The organism is Streptomyces sp. NPDC004051, assembly GCF_053604275.1.
Genome location: NZ_JBSGHG010000045.1, coordinates 3,381 through 22,793, shown reverse-complemented (window position 1 = coordinate 22,793; position 19,413 = coordinate 3,381). Strand labels below are relative to the sequence as shown.

General features: G+C 71.0%; 18 protein-coding genes and 1 pseudogene. 13 read left to right on the top strand and 6 right to left on the bottom strand.

The features are described from left to right. Positions 1 to 3 precede the first annotated feature (3 nt). On the bottom strand, positions 4 to 651 hold the full coding sequence (locus ACWEQO_RS30785) for an ABC transporter permease (protein ID WP_452986002.1): 648 nt from the start codon (positions 649 to 651) through the stop codon (positions 4 to 6). Between the two features lie 34 nt (positions 652 to 685). Then, the gene (locus tag ACWEQO_RS30780) at positions 686 to 1,186 is read right to left on the bottom strand and encodes an Lrp/AsnC family transcriptional regulator (protein WP_361448926.1); all 501 of its coding nucleotides are present in this window, start codon (positions 1,184 to 1,186) and stop codon (positions 686 to 688) included. Between the two features lie 122 nt (positions 1,187 to 1,308). On the opposite strand from ACWEQO_RS30780, the gene hppD reads away from it, so the two are divergent. Next, positions 1,309 to 2,457, top strand: coding sequence for a 4-hydroxyphenylpyruvate dioxygenase (gene hppD, locus ACWEQO_RS30775; protein WP_361448929.1), 1,149 nt, complete (start codon positions 1,309 to 1,311; stop codon positions 2,455 to 2,457). Between the two features lie 479 nt (positions 2,458 to 2,936). Here hppD and ACWEQO_RS30770 read toward each other — a convergent pair. Further along, positions 2,937 to 4,361: pseudogene (locus ACWEQO_RS30770) on the bottom strand (tetratricopeptide repeat protein); the annotation flags it as partial. Positions 4,362 to 4,477: 116 nt separating this feature from the next. On the opposite strand from ACWEQO_RS30770, the gene ACWEQO_RS30765 reads away from it, so the two are divergent. The 3 genes from ACWEQO_RS30765 (at position 4,478) to ACWEQO_RS30755 (ending at position 8,205) form a co-directional block, all read left to right on the top strand. Continuing rightward, on the top strand, positions 4,478 to 5,893 hold the full coding sequence (locus ACWEQO_RS30765; protein ID WP_452986001.1) for an FAD-binding oxidoreductase: 1,416 nt from the start codon (positions 4,478 to 4,480) through the stop codon (positions 5,891 to 5,893). 174 nt (positions 5,894 to 6,067) lie between these two features. Beyond that, on the top strand, positions 6,068 to 7,447 hold the full coding sequence (locus ACWEQO_RS30760) for an RDD family protein (RefSeq protein WP_452986000.1): 1,380 nt from the start codon (positions 6,068 to 6,070) through the stop codon (positions 7,445 to 7,447). Between the two features lie 116 nt (positions 7,448 to 7,563). After that, entirely contained in the window at positions 7,564 to 8,205 is a 642-nt protein-coding gene (locus ACWEQO_RS30755) for an RDD family protein (RefSeq protein WP_452985999.1), read from the top strand. 34 nt (positions 8,206 to 8,239) lie between these two features. Here ACWEQO_RS30755 and ACWEQO_RS30750 read toward each other — a convergent pair whose 3' ends face one another. Beyond that, the gene (locus ACWEQO_RS30750; protein WP_452985998.1) at positions 8,240 to 8,533 is read right to left on the bottom strand and encodes a hypothetical protein; all 294 of its coding nucleotides are present in this window, start codon (positions 8,531 to 8,533) and stop codon (positions 8,240 to 8,242) included. A gap of 358 nt (positions 8,534 to 8,891) precedes the next feature. Between ACWEQO_RS30750 and ACWEQO_RS30745 the strand changes: the two genes are divergently transcribed. After that, entirely contained in the window at positions 8,892 to 11,252 is a 2,361-nt protein-coding gene (locus ACWEQO_RS30745; RefSeq protein ID WP_452985997.1) for an immune inhibitor A domain-containing protein, read from the top strand. Between the two features lie 123 nt (positions 11,253 to 11,375). Then, positions 11,376 to 11,720, top strand: coding sequence for a hypothetical protein (locus ACWEQO_RS30740; protein WP_361448947.1), 345 nt, complete (start codon positions 11,376 to 11,378; stop codon positions 11,718 to 11,720). Between the two features lie 49 nt (positions 11,721 to 11,769). Here the strand turns inward: ACWEQO_RS30740 and ACWEQO_RS30735 are convergent, their stop codons facing one another. Then, on the bottom strand, positions 11,770 to 12,363 hold the full coding sequence (locus ACWEQO_RS30735; RefSeq protein ID WP_361448950.1) for a nicotinamidase: 594 nt from the start codon (positions 12,361 to 12,363) through the stop codon (positions 11,770 to 11,772). A gap of 206 nt (positions 12,364 to 12,569) precedes the next feature. Continuing rightward, positions 12,570 to 13,922 carry a nicotinate phosphoribosyltransferase gene (locus ACWEQO_RS30730; protein ID WP_361448953.1) on the bottom strand — a complete coding sequence of 451 codons (1,353 nt, stop codon included), beginning with the start codon at positions 13,920 to 13,922 and terminating at the stop codon, positions 12,570 to 12,572. 185 nt (positions 13,923 to 14,107) lie between these two features. Here ACWEQO_RS30730 and clpS point away from each other — a divergent pair, with 185 nt between their 5' ends. From clpS to ACWEQO_RS30695, 7 genes are all read left to right on the top strand, one after another. After that, positions 14,108 to 14,425 carry an ATP-dependent Clp protease adapter ClpS gene (gene clpS / locus ACWEQO_RS30725; RefSeq protein WP_361448956.1) on the top strand — a complete coding sequence of 106 codons (318 nt, stop codon included), beginning with the start codon at positions 14,108 to 14,110 and terminating at the stop codon, positions 14,423 to 14,425. A gap of 56 nt (positions 14,426 to 14,481) precedes the next feature. Then, complete coding sequence (locus ACWEQO_RS30720) at positions 14,482 to 15,084, top strand: DUF2017 domain-containing protein (RefSeq protein ID WP_361448959.1); 603 nt, start codon at positions 14,482 to 14,484, stop codon at positions 15,082 to 15,084. A gap of 415 nt (positions 15,085 to 15,499) precedes the next feature. Continuing rightward, positions 15,500 to 16,927: an amino acid permease gene (locus tag ACWEQO_RS30715; protein WP_452985996.1), complete on the top strand. Its 1,428-nt coding sequence runs from the start codon at positions 15,500 to 15,502 to the stop codon at positions 16,925 to 16,927. 109 nt (positions 16,928 to 17,036) lie between these two features. After that, positions 17,037 to 17,459, top strand: a complete 423-nt coding sequence (locus ACWEQO_RS30710; RefSeq protein ID WP_452985995.1) for a Mov34/MPN/PAD-1 family protein — start codon at positions 17,037 to 17,039, stop codon at positions 17,457 to 17,459. 96 nt (positions 17,460 to 17,555) lie between these two features. Further along, positions 17,556 to 17,651, top strand: coding sequence for a putative leader peptide (locus ACWEQO_RS30705; protein WP_323056066.1), 96 nt, complete (start codon positions 17,556 to 17,558; stop codon positions 17,649 to 17,651). 122 nt (positions 17,652 to 17,773) lie between these two features. Then, positions 17,774 to 18,061 (top strand): MoaD/ThiS family protein, encoded by a 288-nt coding sequence (locus tag ACWEQO_RS30700; RefSeq protein ID WP_361448971.1) that lies wholly within the window; start codon positions 17,774 to 17,776, stop codon positions 18,059 to 18,061. 6 nt (positions 18,062 to 18,067) lie between these two features. Beyond that, on the top strand, positions 18,068 to 19,018 hold the full coding sequence (locus ACWEQO_RS30695) for a PLP-dependent cysteine synthase family protein (protein WP_109378356.1): 951 nt from the start codon (positions 18,068 to 18,070) through the stop codon (positions 19,016 to 19,018). The last annotated feature ends 395 nt before the right edge of the window (positions 19,019 to 19,413 follow it).

Below are 19,413 nucleotides of genomic sequence, written 5' to 3'. Positions count from 1 at the left end.
GGCTCAGACACGGATCCCCCTGGAGATGGTCAGCCGTCCGAGCAGGACGTACGCGGCGTCGAAGAGCAGCGCGAGGACGATGATCCCGAGGGTGCCCGCGAGGACCTGGTTGAGCGCGTTCTCGCTGCCCAGCGAGGCGATGCCGCGGAAGATCAGGTTCCCGAGGCCGGGACCGGAGGCGTAGGCGGCGATGGCGGCGATGCCCATCAGCATCTGTGTGGAGACCCGGATCCCGGTGAGGATCGGCGGCCAGGCCAGCGGCAGTTCGACCCGTACCAGCCGGGCCGTCCGCGACATGCCGATGCCCGTGGCCGCGTCCACCAGCGACGGGTCGACCCCGCGCAGGCCGACGATCGCGTTGCGCACGATCGGCAGCAGCCCGTACAGCGTCAGCGCGATCACCGTCGGCGGCACCCCGAGCCCCACCAGCGGGATCAACAGGCCGATCATGGCCAGCGACGGGATGGTCAGCAGGGTCGAGGTGGTGGTCGTGGCCAGGTCGCCCGCCCAGCCGCTGCGGTACGTCACGACCCCGATCAGCACCCCGAGCACGGTCGCCGCCACCATGCACTGGAAGACGACACTGGCGTGCTGGTACGCGTCGACGAGCAGCTGCTGATGGCGGTTGCCCAGGTACTCCCAGAAGTTCACGTCCGCTCACCCCAGCTCGGCCAGGCCCGTCCGGTCAGTCCGGTGCGCTCCGGCCGCCCCTCGGCGGCTCGTGGAGCGCCGCCTGCTCCACCAGGGGGATGATCCGCAGCGGAACGGGGTTCTCCATCACGATCGCCGTGGCGGCCCGGACGATCCCATCAAAACCGACGACCCGGTCGATCACCCGTTGGAGATCGGCGTTGGAACGGGCCACGAGCCGGCACAGCATGTCCCCGCTGCCGGTGGTGGTGTGCAGCTCGAGCACCTCCGGCACGCTCGCCAAGTGCTCCCGGACATCGGGCCCTTGACCCTGCCGGATCTCCAGCGTCGCGAACGCCGTGACCGGATAGCCGAGGGCCGCCGGGTCCACCTGGGGGCCGAACCCGCGGATGACTCCGTTCGACTGAAGCCGGTCCAGCCGCGCCTGCACCGTCCCCCGCGCCACCCCGAGCCGCCGGGACATCTCCAGCACGCCGATCCGCGGCTCCCGTGCCAGCAGCAGGATGATCCGCCCGTCCAGATGATCGATCGCCATACCGGCCTCCTCGATGGTCATCCTGTACAGAAAGCCCGCGCGGGCGGGCGTACAGCTGAACACATTGCCCAGTGAACGGGCAAACTATTGCGCACCTTGCAGGGCTGGCCCACCCTGCACCTATGACGCAGACCACACACCTCACTCCCGACGCGACCGCCCGGCAGGCCGACCCCTTCCCGGTCAAGGGAATGGACGCGGTCGTCTTCGCCGTGGGCAACGCCAAGCAGGCGGCGCACTACTACTCCACCGCCTTCGGCATGAAGCTGGTCGCCTACTCCGGACCGGAGAACGGCAGCCGCGAGACCGCGAGCTACGTCCTGGAGAGCGGCTCCGCCCGCTTCGTCCTCACCTCGGTGGTCAAGCAGTCCACCGAGTGGGGCGCCTTCCTCGCCGACCACGTGGCCGCGCACGGCGACGGCGTCGTCGACCTCGCCATCGAGGTCCCGGACGCGCGCGCCGCGTACGCCTACGCCGTCGAGCACGGCGCCCGCTCCCTCGCCGAGCCGTACGAGATGAAGGACGAGCACGGCACCGTCGTCCTCGCCGCGATCGCCACCTACGGCGAGACCCGCCACACGCTGGTCGAGCGCACCGGCTACGACGGTCCCTACCTGCCCGGTTACGTCGCCGCCGACCCGATCGTCGAACCGCCGGCCCAGCGCTTCTTCCAGGCCGTCGACCACTGCGTGGGCAACGTGGAGCTCGGCCGGATGAACGAGTGGGTCGCGTTCTACAACAAGGTCATGGGCTTCACGAACATGAAGGAGTTCGTGGGCGACGACATCGCCACCGAGTACAGCGCGCTGATGTCGAAGGTGGTCGCCGACGGCACGCTCAAGGTCAAGTTCCCGATCAACGAGCCCGCCGTCGCCAAGAAGAAGTCCCAGATCGACGAGTACCTGGAGTTCTACGGCGGCGCCGGCGTCCAGCACATCGCGCTCAACACCAACGACATCGTGCAGACGGTCCGGCAGATGCGCGCGGCCGGTGTGCGGTTCCTGGACACCCCGGACTCGTACTACGACACCCTCGGCGAGTGGGTCGGCGACACCCGGGTGCCCGTCGAGACCCTGCGCGAGCTGAAGATCCTCGCCGACCGGGACGAGGACGGCTATCTGCTGCAGATCTTTACCAAGCCGGTCCAGGACCGGCCGACCGTGTTCTTCGAGATCATCGAACGGCACGGCTCCATGGGCTTCGGCAAGGGCAACTTCAAGGCCCTGTTCGAGGCGATCGAGCGGGAGCAGGAGCGCCGCGGCAACCTGTGACCGGCCGGTTCGGCCGGCGGGGCGCCGGACGCGGGACCCCCGCATCCGACGCCCCACCGGCCGACCCCGCCTCAGCCCGCTTCAGCCTCTTCGGCTCCCGTGAGCTCTTCGGCTGCCCCGGCCCTTTCGGCCGTCTCGGGCGTCTCGGCCCTCTCGGTTCTCTCGGCCTCTTCGGCCGCCCTGGCCCTTTCGGCCCTCTCGGCTTCCTCCGCCCTCTCGGCTTCCTTCGCCCTCGCAGCTCTCTCGGCCTGCTCGGCCGCCCTGGCCCTTTCGGCGTGCTCGGCCTTCCTCGCTTGCTCGGCCTTCCTGGCTTCCTCGGTTTCCTTGGCCCTCTCGGCTTCCTGGGCCCTTTCGGCCTCCCTGGCCCTCTCCGCCCTCTCCTCTCTCTCCGCCCTTTCGGCCCTCTCCGCCTGCTCGGCCTCCTCGGCCCTTCTGGCTTCCCTGGCCTCTTCGGCCCTCTCGGCCTCCTCCGCCCAGGCGGGCGGTCCGTCGACGGGCGGTTCGCCCAGCCGCTCCAGTGCCGCCCGGGCCAGTGGCACCCGGAGCGGGGAGAAGTACGGGTTGAGCGCCATCGCCTCCCGCAGATGCCGCCGCGCCGGCCCGTGCATGTCCAGCTGCCCCTCGATCATGCCCCGGTGGAAGAGGTGCGGGGCGGTGCGCACCCCGCCCTTCGTCACCTCCGTCGCCCGCACCGCGTACTCCAGCGCCTCCTCGTACCTCCCCGACCGGTGCAGCGCCCAGCCCAGCGCGTCGGCCACCTCCGCCGACGGCTGCCGCTTCCACTCCGCCCGCAGCAGCCGCACCGCGGTCCCGGGGTCCCCGTGGTCGGCTTCGAGCCGCCCGAGGACCAGGTCCTCGTCGACCCCGTGCGCGGCGGCCGCCCGCGCCCGCTCGCGCAGCAGGTCGTACTGGTCCCGGGCCGCCTGCCGCATCCCCAGCGACGCGTACAACTCGCCCAGTTCCAGCGCGTACTCCGGCCGCGGCTGCCGCGCCAGCGCCGCCCGGTAGGCGTCGATCGCCTCCGTGGTCCGGCCGAGCGCGGCCAGCGCCCTGCCCTGCCCCGCCTGCGCCGCCCGCTGGTCCGGGTCGATCCGCAGCGCCTCCCGGAAGTGCCGCAGCGCGTCCTCCCGGTCGCCGCGTTCCCAGGCCAGCTGCCCGGCCCGCTCCAGATACCCGGCCCGCTCGGCGGGTTCCCCGGCGGCCGCGGCGGCGTCGGACAGCTGGGCCGCCGCGTCCTCCCGGCGGCCCTTGTCCCGGTGCAGGGCCGCCGCCCGGGCCATCACGACCGGTCCGGACCGCAGTGCCTCCAGCCGGTCCAGCATCTTCTCCGCCGCCCCGTTGTCGCCGAGCCCGGCATACGCCTCGATCAGCGGCGGATACGTCGTCCACCGCTCCGGCTCCAGCCTCAGCGCCCGCTCGCCCCACTCGCGGGCGGCGGGGTAGTCGCGGCGGGCGTTCGCCAGCACCGCCATCCCGCGCAGCGCCCCGGCGTTGGCCTTCGCCCGCACCCGCAGCGAGGTGCGCAGCGCCTTCTCGGCCCGCGGGTAGTGCGCGGGGTCCGCGAGCCGCCGCCCCTGCTCCACCCGGGCCGTCCCGAGCACCGTCCAGGCCTCCGCGTCCTGCGGATGCTTCTCCAGATGCCGCTGCCGCTCCGCGATCAGGCTCTCCAGCTCGGGCAGCGACGCCGGCACGCCGCTGGCGACCGCCGCCAGGGCCGGCGCCCCCGGCGCCGGTTCCACAGGCCCGTCCGCCCCGTTCCCCCACGGCAGCAGCACCAGCACCCCGCCGATCACGGCGCACCCGGCGACCGAGCCGAGCAGCATCCGGCGGTTCACCCGCCGACGGGTGCCGCCGTGCGCAGGGGCCGCGTCCGGCTCGCGGGTCTCTCGTGGCTTGTCGTCCATGGCGCACACTGTGCGTCACATCATCTGCCGATACGACGAACCACACCCCGGCTCACCACGGCTTACCACCGGGTGCCGTACGCGGGGTTCACACCGATGGCCCCGGGTGTCACGCTGTGATCGTGAGCCGTATCGAAGCGCGACGCGATGAAGACACGGTGCCGGCCGACAGCCTCGTCGACCGCCTGCTCGGCGGCCTGCCGCCCGGAGCGGTGCTCACCGACCCCGACATCACGGCCTCCTACGCCAACGACATGGCGAGCTTCTGCCCGGCCGGCAGCCCGGCGGTGGTCGTCCTGCCCCGCACGGTCGAACAGGTCCAGCACGTCATGCGCACCGCCACCGCGCTGCGCGTCCCGGTCGTCCCGCAGGGCGCCCGCACCGGCCTGTCCGGCGCCGCCAACGCGACCGACGGGTGCATCGTGCTCTCCCTGACCAGGATGGACGCCATCCTGGAGATCAACCCCGTCGACCGGATCGCCGTCGTCGAACCCGGCGTCGTCAACGCCACCCTCTCCCGGGCCGTCGGCGAGCACGGCCTCTCCTACCCGCCCGACCCCTCCAGTTGGGAGACGTGCACCATCGGCGGCAACATCGGCACCGCCTCCGGCGGGCTGTGCTGCGTGAAGTACGGGGTCACCGCCGAGTACGTGCTCGGCCTCGACGTGGTCCTCGCCGACGGCCGCCTGATGTCCACCGGCCGCCGCACCGCCAAGGGCGTCGCCGGGTACGACCTGACCCGCCTGTTCGTCGGTTCCGAGGGCTCCCTCGGCATCGTCGTGCGCGCGATCCTCGCCCTGCGGCCCGAACCGCCCGAGCAGCTCGTCCTGGCCGCCGAGTTCGCCTCCTCCGCCGCCGCCTGCGACGCGGTGTGCCGCATCATGGCCGGCGGGCACGTCCCCTCCCTCCTCGAACTCATGGACCGCACCACGGTCAAGGCCGTCAACGACATGGCCCGCATGGGCCTCCCCGAGAGCACCGAGGCCCTGCTGCTCGCGGCCTTCGACACCGCCGACCCCACCGCCGACCTCGCCGCCCTCGGCGCGCTCTGCGAGGCCGCCGGAGCCACCCAGGTCGTACCGGCCGACGACACCGCCGAGTCCGAACTGCTGCTCAAGGCCCGGCGGCTGTCCCTGCCCGCGCTGGAGGCGGTCAAGGGCACCACGATGATCGACGACGTGTGCGTGCCCCGCTCCCGGCTCGCCGAACTCATCGACGGCGTCGAACGGATCTCCGAGAAGTACCGGCTCACCATCGGAGTCGTCGCCCACGCGGGGGACGGCAACACCCATCCGACGGTCTGCTTCGACGCCCGGGACGCCGAGGAGTCGCGCCGCGCCCGCGAGTCCTTCGACGAGATCATGGCCCTCGGCCTGGAACTCGGCGGCACCATCACCGGCGAGCACGGCGTCGGCGTCCTGAAGAGGGAGTGGCTGGCACGCGAGATCGGCCCGGTGGGCCTGGAGATGCAGCGGGCCGTCAAACGGACCTTCGACCCGCTGAACCTCCTGAACCCGGGCAAGCTCTTCTGAACAGCCGCTGTCCGCACCGTCCTTCCCTGCCGCACCGGTACGAAAGGTTTTTCGTCGCTTTACCAGATCGGTGCCCGAAAGGGGTGGCTCCGGCCGGACGGGCGGTGGTGCCTGCGCCCGTCTGATAGATGTGGTGCCCCCGACCCACCCCCGAGCAGATACGGGACGACGGACATGAGCGCCCCCACCCCGGCCCCCGGCGACGACACGCCGCGCGAAGGCTATTACCCGGACCCGTCCATTCCCGGATACGTCCGGTACTGGAACGGTGCCGCCTGGGTGCCGGGCACGAGCCGTCCGGCACCGGAGGGCGGCGGCGCGCCCCTCGCGCCGGCGTCGTCCGCCGGTACCGCCCCGGCGGTGCCCCCCGTCGAGGAGACCGGCCCGCACTTCTTCGACGAGGACCCGGCCGACGAACCGTCCCCTTTCCCGGCTCCCTCCCCGGCCGAGTCCCAGCACGGCAGCCGGCCCGAGCCCGCCTCCGCCTGGGGTGCCGACCGCTCCCGCCAGTCGGGCTTCGGCGGCGACCAGGACCGCCGGGTCTCCTGGGGCGCGGACCCGAGAGTGCCGCACGCCGCCCCCGCTCCGGACGCCGGTGGGACGCCCGTGGACGACCGGTCCGCGTTCCGTCCGCCGACGGCTCAGCCGCCCGCCGCACCCGCCGCCTCTTCGGGGTCCGCACCTTCCTCCGGCGGTGCCCCGGCGGACGAGGGCACCGTGACCTTCCGCGCCGTCGGCCCGCGCAAGGGTTCCTCCGGGGGGCCCGGTTTCGGGGCCGGGAAGGCCGCCGCCGCGCGTGCCGCCCGCGCCGCCGCCCAGGCGGAGAGGGGGAGTCCGGCCGCCGCCGCCCCGGGGGTCCCTCCACAGGCCGCCGCTCCGGCTCCCGCTCCCAGCCCCACCCCCGCTGCCGCTCAGGCCCCGGCAGCCGGGCCGCTGTCGAGCGGTCCCGGCGGGGGGCAGTCCTCCTGGGCGCAGCAGGCGCACCGGCGTGCGGACGGGGGCGAGCAGCCGCCCGCGCCGTGGAAGCCACCGGTCGAGGACGTGTTCCAGGCCGCCGCCAGACGCCGGGCCTCGGCCCGGCCGGCCGGACTCGGCAAGCGGCTGGCCGCGCGGCTGCTGGACACGGTCCTGCTCGGCGGGGTCACCGCGGTGGCCGCCGTGCCGCTCGGCATCGCGGCGGCGGATCACCTCACAGCGAAGATCGACGCGGCCAAACTGTCCGGCGAGACCGTCACGGTGTGGCTGCTCGACGGCACCACGTCGGTCTACCTCGGCATCGTCCTCGCGGTGCTCCTGGTCGGCGGCGTCCTCTACGAGGTGCTGCCCACCGTCAAATGGGGCCGCACCCTGGGCAAGAAGCTGCTGGGGCTCGAGGTACGGGACATCGAGGGCCACGAGACACCGGAGTGGGGCGCGGCCCTGCGCCGTTGGCTGGTCTACAGCATCCCCGGACTGCTCGTCATCGGTGTGGTGGGCGTCCTGTGGTGTCTGTTCGACAAGCCGTGGCGGCAGTGCTGGCACGACAAGGTCGCGCACACGTTCGTCGCGGGCTAGGGCTTTTTCCGCCGGAATCCTTCCGCCGGAACGCTTCCGACGGTCGTCCCGGCGCCGGTACTCCGGACGGCGGCTCGCCGGATGCGGCGCCGGGGGGTTCGCGGTCGACTCGGGCCATGAGCACCGAACCGCCCCCCGGCTCCGGTCAGCAGCCGCCGGACGACGACCCGTTCAAGAAGCAGCCCCCGCCGCCGCACCAGGGCGAGGGCGGCGGCTCGTACGAGGGCGGCGGCCCGTACGGCGAGGGCGGCGGAGGTCCGTACGGCGGTGGCAGCCCCTACGGGCCCGGTCCCACCGACCCCCTCGCGGGAATGCCGCCGCTCGCCGACAGCGGCAGGCGCACCCTCGCCCGCATCATCGACATGATCCTCGTGGGCATCGTCCTCTGGCTGCTCACCTGGCCCTTCGGGGTGAGCCAGTACAGCGTGAACGGCGACCAGCTCAACGCGGGGAAGTCCTTCGCCCAGTCCCTCATCGCCGCGGTCCTCTACACCGGCTACGACACCTTCATGACGGCCCGCACGGGGCAGACCCTCGGTAAGAAGTGGCTGAAACTGAGGGTGGCCGACCTGTCCGACGGCGCGACCCCGTCCACGCAGACGTCGCTGATCCGTGCCGCCGTGCTCTGGCTGCCGTTCGCGTTCTGCTGCGCCTGCGTCTGGACCGTGATCGCGGGCGGCTGGAGCTTCTTCGACCGACCCTACAAGCAGGGCCTGCACGACAAGGCGGCCAAGACGGTCGTGGTGAGCACGGGGTGACGCCGGGCCGGCTCGAGGCCGGCTCGGCACTCCGTCAGGAGGCAGCCCGCTCCCGCACCGCCTCGCGGGTCCGCGCGGCCGCCGGTGACGGCACGGTCACCCGTGCCGGCGGCTGCGGCGCGGACCGCGCCACCGGGGCGGGACGGGTGCGCCCGGAGAGCGGCACCGTCATGGCCACCAGCAGGCCGAGGGCGAGCGCCACGACGGCGACGAGCGCGATACCCGCGCCCGAACTCGTCTGGAACAACAGCAGCATGGTGAGGGTGGAGAAGACCACGGTGCACGAACCGTAGGCGAGCTGAGCGACAGTCGGACGGGGCATGGCCATCGTGTCCTCGGAGGTCGGGGGCTGTCGGCCTGGCTTTCCACCGGCTCAACGGTGTGCCGCCAAGCGACTCTAACGGCGAGAGTGCCCGAGCGGAACGCAGAGTAAGCGTGACCTGACCGACAGGTCCGGTGCACAGGGGGCGCACGGAGTCATGCCGTCCGCACGACCGTGCCCGGCGGGCCCGCGAAGCCGGCCGTCCCTCCGCATAATGCAGTTGACCTGTTCAAGTCAAGATCTGTTTTTTCTGCTGAACCTTTAGTCAAATGTGGTCACTTGACTACACGCGTTGATCACGTGTGCGCGACCATCCATCACCCGGACCCGCTTTCGCGCGCACGAACGCGGGAGGGGATCTCAAGTGACCAGTAGACCCTGGACGTTCAGAGCGGCCGCGACGGGCGTGGCGCTCGCGGCGGTCACCGCCACCTGCTCTGCGTTCACCGTGGCCCAGGCCGACACGGCCGACCGGGCCGACCGGCCCGCCACCGTGGACCGACAGGACCCGGCGGAGCACCAGCACGTGGAGCACGACCTCGCGGGACCGCTCTCCAAGACGCAGGCGGCACAGCGCGAAGAAGCCCTGAACCAGGTCATATCAGGCCAGGCGTCGGTCAAGAACCGGGACGGTTCGAAGGTCGTCGAACTCAAGGGCAAGGGCAAGAAGGGCACCGGCAAGTACGTCGAGCTCGGCCGGGAGAAGACCGACAGGATCTTCACGATCCTGGTCGAGTTCGGCGACAGGGTCGACAGCCGTTACGGCGGCACCCCCGGCCCGCTGCACAACGAGATAGCCGAGCCGGACCGCCGCGTGGACAACTCCACCGCGTGGCAGGCGGACTACGACCGGAAGCACTTCGAGGACATGTACTTCGGCACCGGCAAGGGTGTCGAGTCGGTCAAGACGTACTTCGAGAAGCAGTCCTCGGGCCGCTACTCGGTCGAGGGCGCGGTCTCCGACTGGGTCAAGGTCCCCTACAACGAGGCCCGTTACGGCTCCAACCAGTGCGTCCCCGACAACTGCGCCTGGTTCGTGGTGCAGGACGGAGTCAACGCCTGGGTCGACGACCAGAAGGCGGCCGGCCGGACCGGCGCCGAGATCAGGGCCGATCTCGCCGAGTACGACCAGTGGGACCGCTACGACCACGACGGCGACGGCGACTTCAACGAGCCCGACGGCTACATCGACCACTTCCAGATCGTGCACGCCGGTGAGGACGAGTCCGCCGGCGGCGGCGCCCAGGGCGAGGACGCGATCTGGGCCCACCGCTGGTACGCCTTCGGCACCGACGCCGGCGCCACCGGACCCGAGCAGAACAAGCTCGGCGGCACCCAGATCGGCGACACCGGCGTCTGGGTCGGCGACTACACCATCCAGCCGGAGAACGGCGGACTCGGCGTCTTCGCCCACGAGTACGGCCACGACCTCGGCCTGCCGGACCACTACGACACCGCGGGCGGCGAGAACTCCACCGGTTTCTGGACCCTGATGTCCTCCGGTTCCTGGCTCGGCACCGGCAAGAACGAGATCGGCGACCTGCCCGGCGACATGACCGCCTGGGACAAGCTCCAACTGGGCTGGCTGGACTACGACACGGCCAGGGCCGCGACGAAGTCGAAGCACAAGCTGGGCCCCGCCGAGTACAACACCCGCGACAAGCAGGCCCTCGTGGTCGAGCTGCCCGAGAAGGCGGTCACCACCGAGGTCGTCGTCCCGGCCGAGGGCGAGACCCAGTGGTGGAGCGGCAGCGGTGACGACCTGAGGAACACGCTGACCCGTTCCGTGGACCTCACCGGCAAGGCGTCGGCCGAGCTGACCCTCGATGGCTGGTACGAGATCGAGTCCGACTACGACTTCCTCTACGCCGAGGTCTCCACCGACGGCGGCGCCAACTGGACCGCCCTGGACGGCACGGTCGACGGCCGGCCGATCCCGCGCGACGGCAGCGACAAGCCGGCCCTGCACGGCACGGTCGACGGCTACCAGCCGCTGGCGTACCCGCTGGACGCCTACGCCGGCCGGCGGATCGACCTGCGCTTCCGCTACCAGACCGACGGCGGCCTGGCGATGAAGGGCTTCGCGGCCGACCGGATCTCGGTCACCGCGGACGGCGCCGCCCTGTTCACGGACGACGCGGAGACCGCGGACGCCGCCTGGACGGCGAAGGGCTTCTCCCGCATCGGCGCGTCCTTCACCAAGGACTACGCGCAGTACTACATCGCCGAGAACCGCCAGTACGTGTCGTACGACAAGACGTTGAAGGCCGGCCCGTACAACTTCGGCTTCGCGGACAGCCGTCCGGACTGGGTGGAGCACTTCCCTTACCAGAACGGCCTGTTGATCTGGAAGTGGGACACCTCCCAGGTCGACAACAACACCAGCCGCCACCCGGGCAGGGGCCTGATCCTGCCGGTCGACTCGCACCCGACCGCGCTGAAGTGGTCCGACGGCACGCTGATGCGCAACCGCATCCAGACCTACGACGCCCCGTTCAGCACGTTCCGCACGGACGGCATCACGCTGCACAAGAACGGCGTCGCGACCAAGATCCGCTCCTCGAAGGGGGTGCCGGTCTTCAACGACCGGACCCACACCTACTACGACGAGACGAACCCGACCGGCGGTGTCCGGATCACTGACACCAACACCAAGATCAAGATCGTCAAGGAGTCCGGAAACGGCTCGACGATCCACCTCGAGGTGGGCCGAGCGACCAGGTAAACAGCGTTTTCGCAGGTCAGAGCGTGATCGGCGGCGGCCCCCTGGCGGGTTGCCGCCGATCCGTGTTTAGGTGCGTCCTGTGGCTTTCTTATTGACACCTGGTCCCACGGGGGTATGACATCCATGGCCGCAGGAGGTTTCTGCAAGCTGCCGAACGGCACCGTGGTGGTGGCGCTGAACCTGCCCAGCCCCGCCGCCGGCCCCGCCGGCTCGGTGCGCTTCCTCGTGCACGCGGGCAACCGGGCGCGCGCCCTGACCAGGCTGCGCAACCTGGGTCTGCGCGCCGTCTACCTGCGGGGCAACGCGGCCCCGCCGAGCCCCGACGAGATCACCGCGGTGCTGCACCATCCCGACGGGCTGATCTGGCGCACGGCGCCCGGCAGCGGCGTCCTGGCCGGCACCGCGCCGGCCGTGGAGCTGTGGCATCCGATCAGGGCGCTGCTCAGAAGCCCCGCGGCCCCCGCCTGACCCGGCGGTCGCGCGGTCGCCGCACGGTCACCGCGCGACCACCGCACGCCTACTGCACGACCGGCTTCCCCGAGAGCTCCACACCCGCTCCGCGCAGCTCCTCGAGCGCCCGCTCGGTGGTCTGCGCGGCCACCCCGGCGGTGAGGTCGAGCAGGACCCGGGCGCGGAAGCCCTCGCGGACGGCGTCCAGCGCGGTCGCGCGCACGCAGTGGTCGGTGGCGATGCCCACCACGTCCACCTCGTCGATCTGCCGCTCCCGCAGCCAGTCGGCCAGCGTCACACCGTTCTCGTCGGTCCCCTCGAAGCCGCTGTACGCCGCCGAGTACGCCCCCTTGTCGAAGACGGCGTCGACCGCTCCGGAGCCGACCACGGGGGCGAAGTTCGGGTGGAAGGCGGCGCCCTCCGTCCCGGCGACGCAGTGCGCGGGCCAGGAGCTGACGTAGTCGGGGCGGTCGGCGAAGTGGCCGCCGGGGGCGATGTGGTGGTCGCGGGTGGCCACCACGTGCCGGTAGCCGGCCGGGGCGGGGGCCTGCGCGATCAGCTCGGTGATGGCGGCGGCCACGTCGGCGCCACCGGTGACGGCGAGGCTGCCCCCCTCGCAGAAGTCGTTCTGCACGTCGACGACGATCAAGGCGCGGCGCATGGTCGGAGTCCTCCGGCTGTGGGGTCGGGCGGGGAGCGGACCCGGCCGGTGAGGCTCCGGGCCCGCGGAACACGGGATCAAACGCAGGATCAAACGCAGAATCGAATGTGGAACGGTGTGGACAGGGGTGCGGCACGAAGGGCCGGGGTCCCGGCCGGGGAGCCGTGCGCGCGGTGGGTGCGGCGGGTGCGGCGGGACACGCGGTTCTAGCTACCCGAGCCCTCGTGCGCGTACTCCGTGGGAATGACGGGTTCCCCCCGGGAGAGCTGGGTCGCGGAGAGCGGCAGGTTGGCGCGGGCCGCCCGGTGCCGCTCGCGGAGCACGTCCAGCGGCTCGCGCGCGGTCCCGGTCACCTCGCCGCCCTTGACCAGTTCCACCAGCAGCTGCCGGTCGGCCAGGGCGTCGGGCACCCGTCCGGTGCCGACCACCTCGGCCTCGGCGACGCCGTACTCGTCCAGCCGCCGCGCGGCCCACTTGCGGCCGCCGACGGAGGTCTTGCCGCCGGTGGACCTCTTCGCCACCGGCACCAGCGGCGCCTCGGGGTCGGCGGACTCGGCGCGGGCGACCAGCTTGTAGACCATGGAGGCCGTCGGGTGCCCGGAGCCGGTCACCAGCTGGGTGCCGACGCCGTACGCGTCCACCGGCGCGGCGGCCAGGGAGGCGATGGCGTACTCGTCCAGGTCGGAGGTCACCAGGATCCTCGTACCGGTGGCGCCCAGCTCGTCCAGCTGCTGCCGCACCCGGTGCGCCACCAGCAGCAGGTCGCCGGAGTCGATCCGTACGGCGCCCAGCTCCGGCCCGGCGACCTCGACGGCCGCGCGGACCGCCTCGGCCACGTCGTAGGTGTCCACCAGCAGCGTCGTACCGCCGCCGAGGGAGTCGACCTGCGCCCGGAAGGCGTCCCGCTCGGTGTCGTGCAGCAGAGTGAAGGCGTGTGCGGAGGTGCCCACGGTCGGGATGTTGTAGCGGAAGCCGGCCGCCAGGTCCGAGGTGGAGGTGAAGCCGCCGAGGTACGCGGCCCGGGAGGCGGCCACCGCGGCCAGCTCGTGGGTGCGCCGGGCGCCCATCTCGATCAGCGGCCGGTCCCCGGCGGCGGAGGTCATCCGGGAGGCCGCCGCGGCGATCGCCGAGTCGTGGTTGAGGATCGACAGGATCACGGTCTCCAGCAGCACGCACTCCGCGAAGCTGCCCTCCACCCGCATGATCGGCGAGCCCGGGAAGTACACCTCGCCCTCCGGGTAGCCCCAGATGTCCCCGGAGAAGCGGTAGTCGGCCAGCCAGTCGAGGGTCCGCCCGTCGACGACGTCCTTCTCGCGCAGGAAGTCGAGGACGGCCCCGTCGAAACGGAAGTTCTCCACCGCGTCCAGGACCCGCCCGGTACCGGCCACCACGCCGTAGCGGCGGCCGTCCGGCAGGCGCCGGGTGAAGACCTCGAACACGCTGCGCCGGTCGGCGGTGCCGCCGTTCAGGGCGGCCTGCAGCATCGTCAGCTCGTAGTGGTCGGTGAAGAGCGCCGTCGACGGCACCGTCACCGGCAGCCCAAGGTCCGCTGTGTTCATACGACGAATGCTACCCCCATTTCGTCACTCTGACGATTTCTGTCCCGTCGCAGACCGGCCGGAGTCGGTCCGGGGCCGGTCCGGGATCGGTCCGAGGTCGGCCCCGGAGGGAATTCCGGGTGAAACCAGGACGTATGACGGCCCGCGCGGGCCGGTTTGTGCTCCTGACGCCTTCCGGTGGCAGCATGGGCACTGTGACGTCACCCGCACCCCTGGAGATCGAACGCACCGAGCCGGCGGAAGAGGCCTTCGCCGTACCCGAGCCCGACGTCCCCTGGATCACCATCGTCCACAACGACCCGGTCAACCTCATGAGCTATGTGACGTACGTCTTCCAGACGTACTTCGGCTACTCCAAGGACAAGGCCACCAAGCTCATGCTCGACGTCCACCACAAGGGCCGGGCGGTCGTCTCCAGCGGCACGCGCGAGGAAATGGAACGCGACGTCCAGGCCATGCACGGCTACGGCCTGTGGGCCACCCTCCAGCAGGACCGGAAGTGACCCCGCCGGACCCGACCCGCCCCCGCCCGCGTGACCGGAAGTAGCGAATCGCCTCCATGTCAGGACACTTCGAACCGCTCCCCGACGGCGGCGCGGCCGTCGCCCTCGACGACGTCGAGATCTCCATCATCCGCTCCCTGGCCGTGCAGCTCATGGAGCTCCTCGGCCCCGGTCCGGCCGAGGACGTCCCCGAGGACCCGTTCGCCGGACTCTTCGCCGAGGGCCCGAGCGAGCCGCCCACCGACCCGGTGCTGCGCCGGCTCTTCCCGGACGCCTACGGCGACCCCGAGGAACCCGCCTCCCTCAAGGACACCGAGGAGCAGCGGGCGCACTCCGCGGAGTTCCGCCGCTTCACCGAGAACGACCTGCGGGCCGGCAAGCGCGACAACGCCCTCGCGGTGATCCGCTCCCTGGACGAGCTCACCGCGGCCGGTGAGGGCGGGGCGGTGCTGAAGCTCTCGGCCGCGGAGTCCCGGCGGTGGCTCGGCGCGCTGAACGACCTGCGCCTGGCGATCGGCTCCCGGCTGGAGATCGACGACGAGGACGACACCGAGCTCCTCTTCCGCCTCCCGGACGAGGACCCGCGCAAGCCCATGGTGATGGCGTACCTGTGGCTCGGCGGCCTTCAGGAAACCCTCGTCGCGACCCTCATGCCGTAGGCGCGCCGCGCCCGTCGAGGTGCGGCGCCACACTTTCGGCGGAGCGACGCCGCCCATGCCGTGCAACTGGTCGGTATGTTCGGAAAAGTCCGCTGACGTGTTCGCTCAGAGAACACTCAAGCCCACGTGATGATCCTGTCAAGGCTTCCGCCTCCTATGCGCTTCCCGAGTGACGTTCGCCCGTTTCCTCCTGTGATGTACGCCACGAATCGCTGCTGATCAGTGGTGCGGCCGTGATAAATCTGCACGACCGCCCGGTGAACACCACCTGTACGTCCGCCGGGTGCGCCACCGAGCCGGCCACCGCCGGCCAGGCACGAGCGGACCCGCTCAGCTCCATCAGTCCGGGGGGGACCGAGACCCGACCCGGGGCCCACCAGCGGCCCGGATCGGCATGGAGAAAGGCGCACGACACATGGCCTCACCGCAGGTCGACACGGAGTCCGTATCCGGCGAAGGGTACGAGCGCGGACTCAACGGCCGCCAGGTCCAGATGATCGCCATCGGCGGCGCCATCGGCGTCGGTCTCTTCCTGGGAGCCGGGGCGAACATCGCCAAGGCCGGGCCCAGCCTGATCGTCATGTACGCCCTCGCGGGCGTGATCATCTTCTTCATCATGCGGGCGCTCGGCGAGCTCCTGCTCTACCGCCCGGTCTCGGGTTCCTTCGCCGAGTACTCGCGGGAGTTCCTCGGCCCGTTCTTCGGCTACTTCACCGGCTGGACGTACTGGCTGATGTGGATCGTCATCGGTATGGCCGAACTCACGGCCGCCGCGATCTACATCAACTACTGGTTCCCGCAGATCCCGCAGTGGGTCACCGCCCTGGTCTTCCTGATCCTCCTCTTCGGGGCCAACCTCATCTCGGTGAAGCTGTTCGGCGAGATCGAGTTCTGGTTCTCGATGGTCAAGGTCACCGCCATCATCGGCATGATCGTGATCGGGCTGGGCGTGCTCACCTTCGGCTTCAGCGCTGCCGGGGACACCGCCGCCGTCTCCAACCTCTGGGCCTTCGACGGCTTCTTCCCCAAGGGCGTCGGATCGTCCCTGATGACCCTGCAGGGCGTCATGTTCGCCTACCTCGCCATCGAACTCGTCGGCGTCACCGCCGGCGAGTCCAAGAACCCGGAGAAGACGCTCCCCAAGGCGATCAACACCCTCCCCTGGCGGATCGCCCTGTTCTACGTCGGCGCCCTCACCGTCATCCTGTGCGTGGTGAAGTGGACCGAGTTCTCCGCCGACGCCAGCCCCTTCGTCAAGGCGTTCGCGGTCATCGGCATCCCGGCCGGTGCCGGCATCGTCAACTTCGTCGTCCTGACCGCCGCCCTGTCCTCGTGCAACTCCGGGATGTACTCCACGGGCCGCATGCTGCGCAGCCTCGCGGAGAACGGCGAGGCCCCGCGGATCTACCAGCGGCTGTCCTCCACCAAGACCCCGGCGCTCGGCATCGCCACCTCGGTGGTCTTCATGGGCATCGGCGTCGTCCTGAACTACGTCGTCCCGGAGAAGGCGTTCGGCTACGTCACCTCCATCGCCACGGCGGCCGGCATCTGGACCTGGCTGATGATCCTGATCAGCCACATCCTCTACCGCCGCAAGGTGGTCGCGGGCCGGCTGCCCGCCTCCCCCTTCCCGGCGCCCGGCGGCTCGGTGTGCTCCTACATCGCCATCGTGTTCCTGCTCTTCGTCACCGCCCTCATCGCGCTCGACGCGGAAGCCAGGATCTGCCTCTACGTGATGGCCGGCTGGGCCCTCGTCCTGGGGACCGGCTGGATGGTCCTCAAGAGCCGCAACCCGCGGATCACCGGGGGCCGCGAACCGGAGTTCGAGAAGATCGGCGGCTAGCGCCGGACATCCCGGGCAACCGGGCGCCCCGCACCCCTCACGTCCGGCATCCGGGCCGTCCCGTACCACCCTTCGGTACGGGACGGCCCGTCTGCTTATCCTGAGGCTCATGCTGACCATTACCCGGGCTCTGCACGACCAGATCGTCGCCCACGCGCACAAGGACCACCCCGACGAGGCGTGCGGTGTGGTGGCGGGCCCCGTGGGCTCGGGCCGCCCCGAGCGTTTCATCCCCATGCTGAACGCGGCCCGCTCGCCCACGTTCTACGAGTTCGACTCGAAGGACCTGCTCAAGCTGTACCGCGAGATGGACGACAACGACGAGGAACCGGTGATCGTCTACCACTCGCACACCGCGACCGAGGCCCACCCCTCCCGCACCGACATCGACCTCGCCAGCGAGCCCGGCGCCCACTACGTCCTGGTCTCCACCGCCGACCTCGACGGCCTCGGCGAGTTCCAGTTCCGCTCGTTCCGCATCGTGAACGGCGAGGTCACCGAGGAGGAAGTCAAGATCGTCGAGGCGTACTGACGCCCCGATCTGCGCATTCCCACATCCCGGTCGTCAACCATCCGAAGCATGAGACGGCACTCGGTTCCCGTCATCGGGAATCGATACGATGAACTCATGGTTCTCCACGACGTGAGCGACAAGACGCCGGGCAAGCTGCTCGTGGCGCGGCTGCACGTCGACCTGTGCAGACTCGCCAGTGCCATCTGTTGACACCGAGCTTCCGCCGAACGGCCCGTGAGCCCCGGCGACCCCACCGCGTGGGCACGCTCACGCACCCCTGCGCCGCCGCGCGCCCGCCGACCAGACGACACAACCGACAGGAGCCCTCTGTTATGGCCATCGAGGTCCGTATCCCGACCATCCTCCGCCAGTACACCGACGGCCAGAAGGCGGTGGAGGGCACCGGGGAGACTCTCACCGACCTCTTCGCCGACCTCGAGACCCGGCACACGGGCATCAGGGCCCGCCTCGTCGACGACAGCAACGGCGACCAGCTGCGCCGCTTCGTCAACGTGTACCTCAACGACGAGGACGTCCGCTTCCTGGACGGCATCAACACCAAGCTGTCCGACGGCGACAGCGTCACGATCCTGCCGGCCGTGGCCGGCGGCGCGGCCTGATCCCGGATGCGTTACGACTCGCCGCTGGCCGCGGTGGGCAACACCCCCCTGGTGGGCCTGCCGCGGCTGTCGCCGTCCGCCGACGTCCGTATCTGGGCGAAGCTCGAGGACCGCAACCCGACCGGCTCGATCAAGGACCGCCCGGCCCTGTTCATGATCGAGCAGGCGGAGAAGGACGGCCGGCTCACCCCGGGCTGCACCATCCTGGAGCCGACGTCCGGCAACACGGGCATCTCCCTGGCGATGGCCGCCAAGCTCAAGGGCTACCGCATGGTGTGCGTGATGCCCGAGAACACCTCCCAGGAGCGCCGCGAGCTGCTCGCCATGTGGGGTGCGGAGATCATCTCCTCCCCGGCCGCGGGCGGCTCCAACACCGCCGTACGGGTGGCCAAGGAGATCTCCGCCGAACACCCGGACTGGGTGATGCTCTACCAGTACGGGAACCCCGACAACGCGGGCGCCCACTACGCGACCACCGGCCCGGAGATCCTCGCCGACCTCCCCTCGATCACCCACTTCGTGGCCGGCCTCGGCACCACCGGCACCCTCATGGGCGTCGGCCGCTACCTGCGCGAGCACAAGCCGGACGTGAAGATCGTCGCCGCCGAACCGCGCTACGACGACCTGGTCTACGGACTGCGCAACCTCGACGAGGGCTTCGTCCCCGAGCTGTACGACGCCTCCGTCCTCACCACCCGCTTCTCGGTCGGCTCCGCCGACGCGGTCACCCGTACCCGTGAACTCCTCCAGCAGGAAGGCATCTTCGCCGGGGTCTCCACCGGTGCCGCCCTGCACGCCGCGATCGGCGTCGCGAACAAGGCACTCAAGGCGGGGGAGTCCGCCGACGTCGCCTTCGTCGTCGCCGACGGCGGCTGGAAGTACCTGTCGACCGGCGTCTACACCGCCGCCACGACGGAGGAAGCCATCGACACGCTCCAGGGCCAGCTCTGGGCGTGACCCGCACGAGAACAGCACGAAGGGGCCGAAGACTTACTCCGGCCCCTTCGGCGTTTTCGGGGGTTCTGAGAGCTCCGGGGGCTTCGAGGGCTTCGAAAGCTCCAGGGACTCCGGGAGTTCTGAAGGTTCCAGGGGGCCGGGGGTGCTGAAGGGATCGGGGGTCCCAGGGGTCCCAGGGGTCCCGGGGGTTCCAGGGGGTTCCAGGGGGCCGGGGTTCTGAAGGTCTCGGTGGTCCCAGAGGTCCCAGAGGTGCCGGGAATCTCGGGAGGTTCTGGGGGTTCCAGAGGTCTTGGGGGGTCGGTGGTCCCAGAGGTCCCAGAGGTGCCGGGAATCTCGGGAGGTTCTGGGGGTTCCAGAGGTCTTGGGGGGTCGGTGGTCCCAGAGGTCCCAGAGGT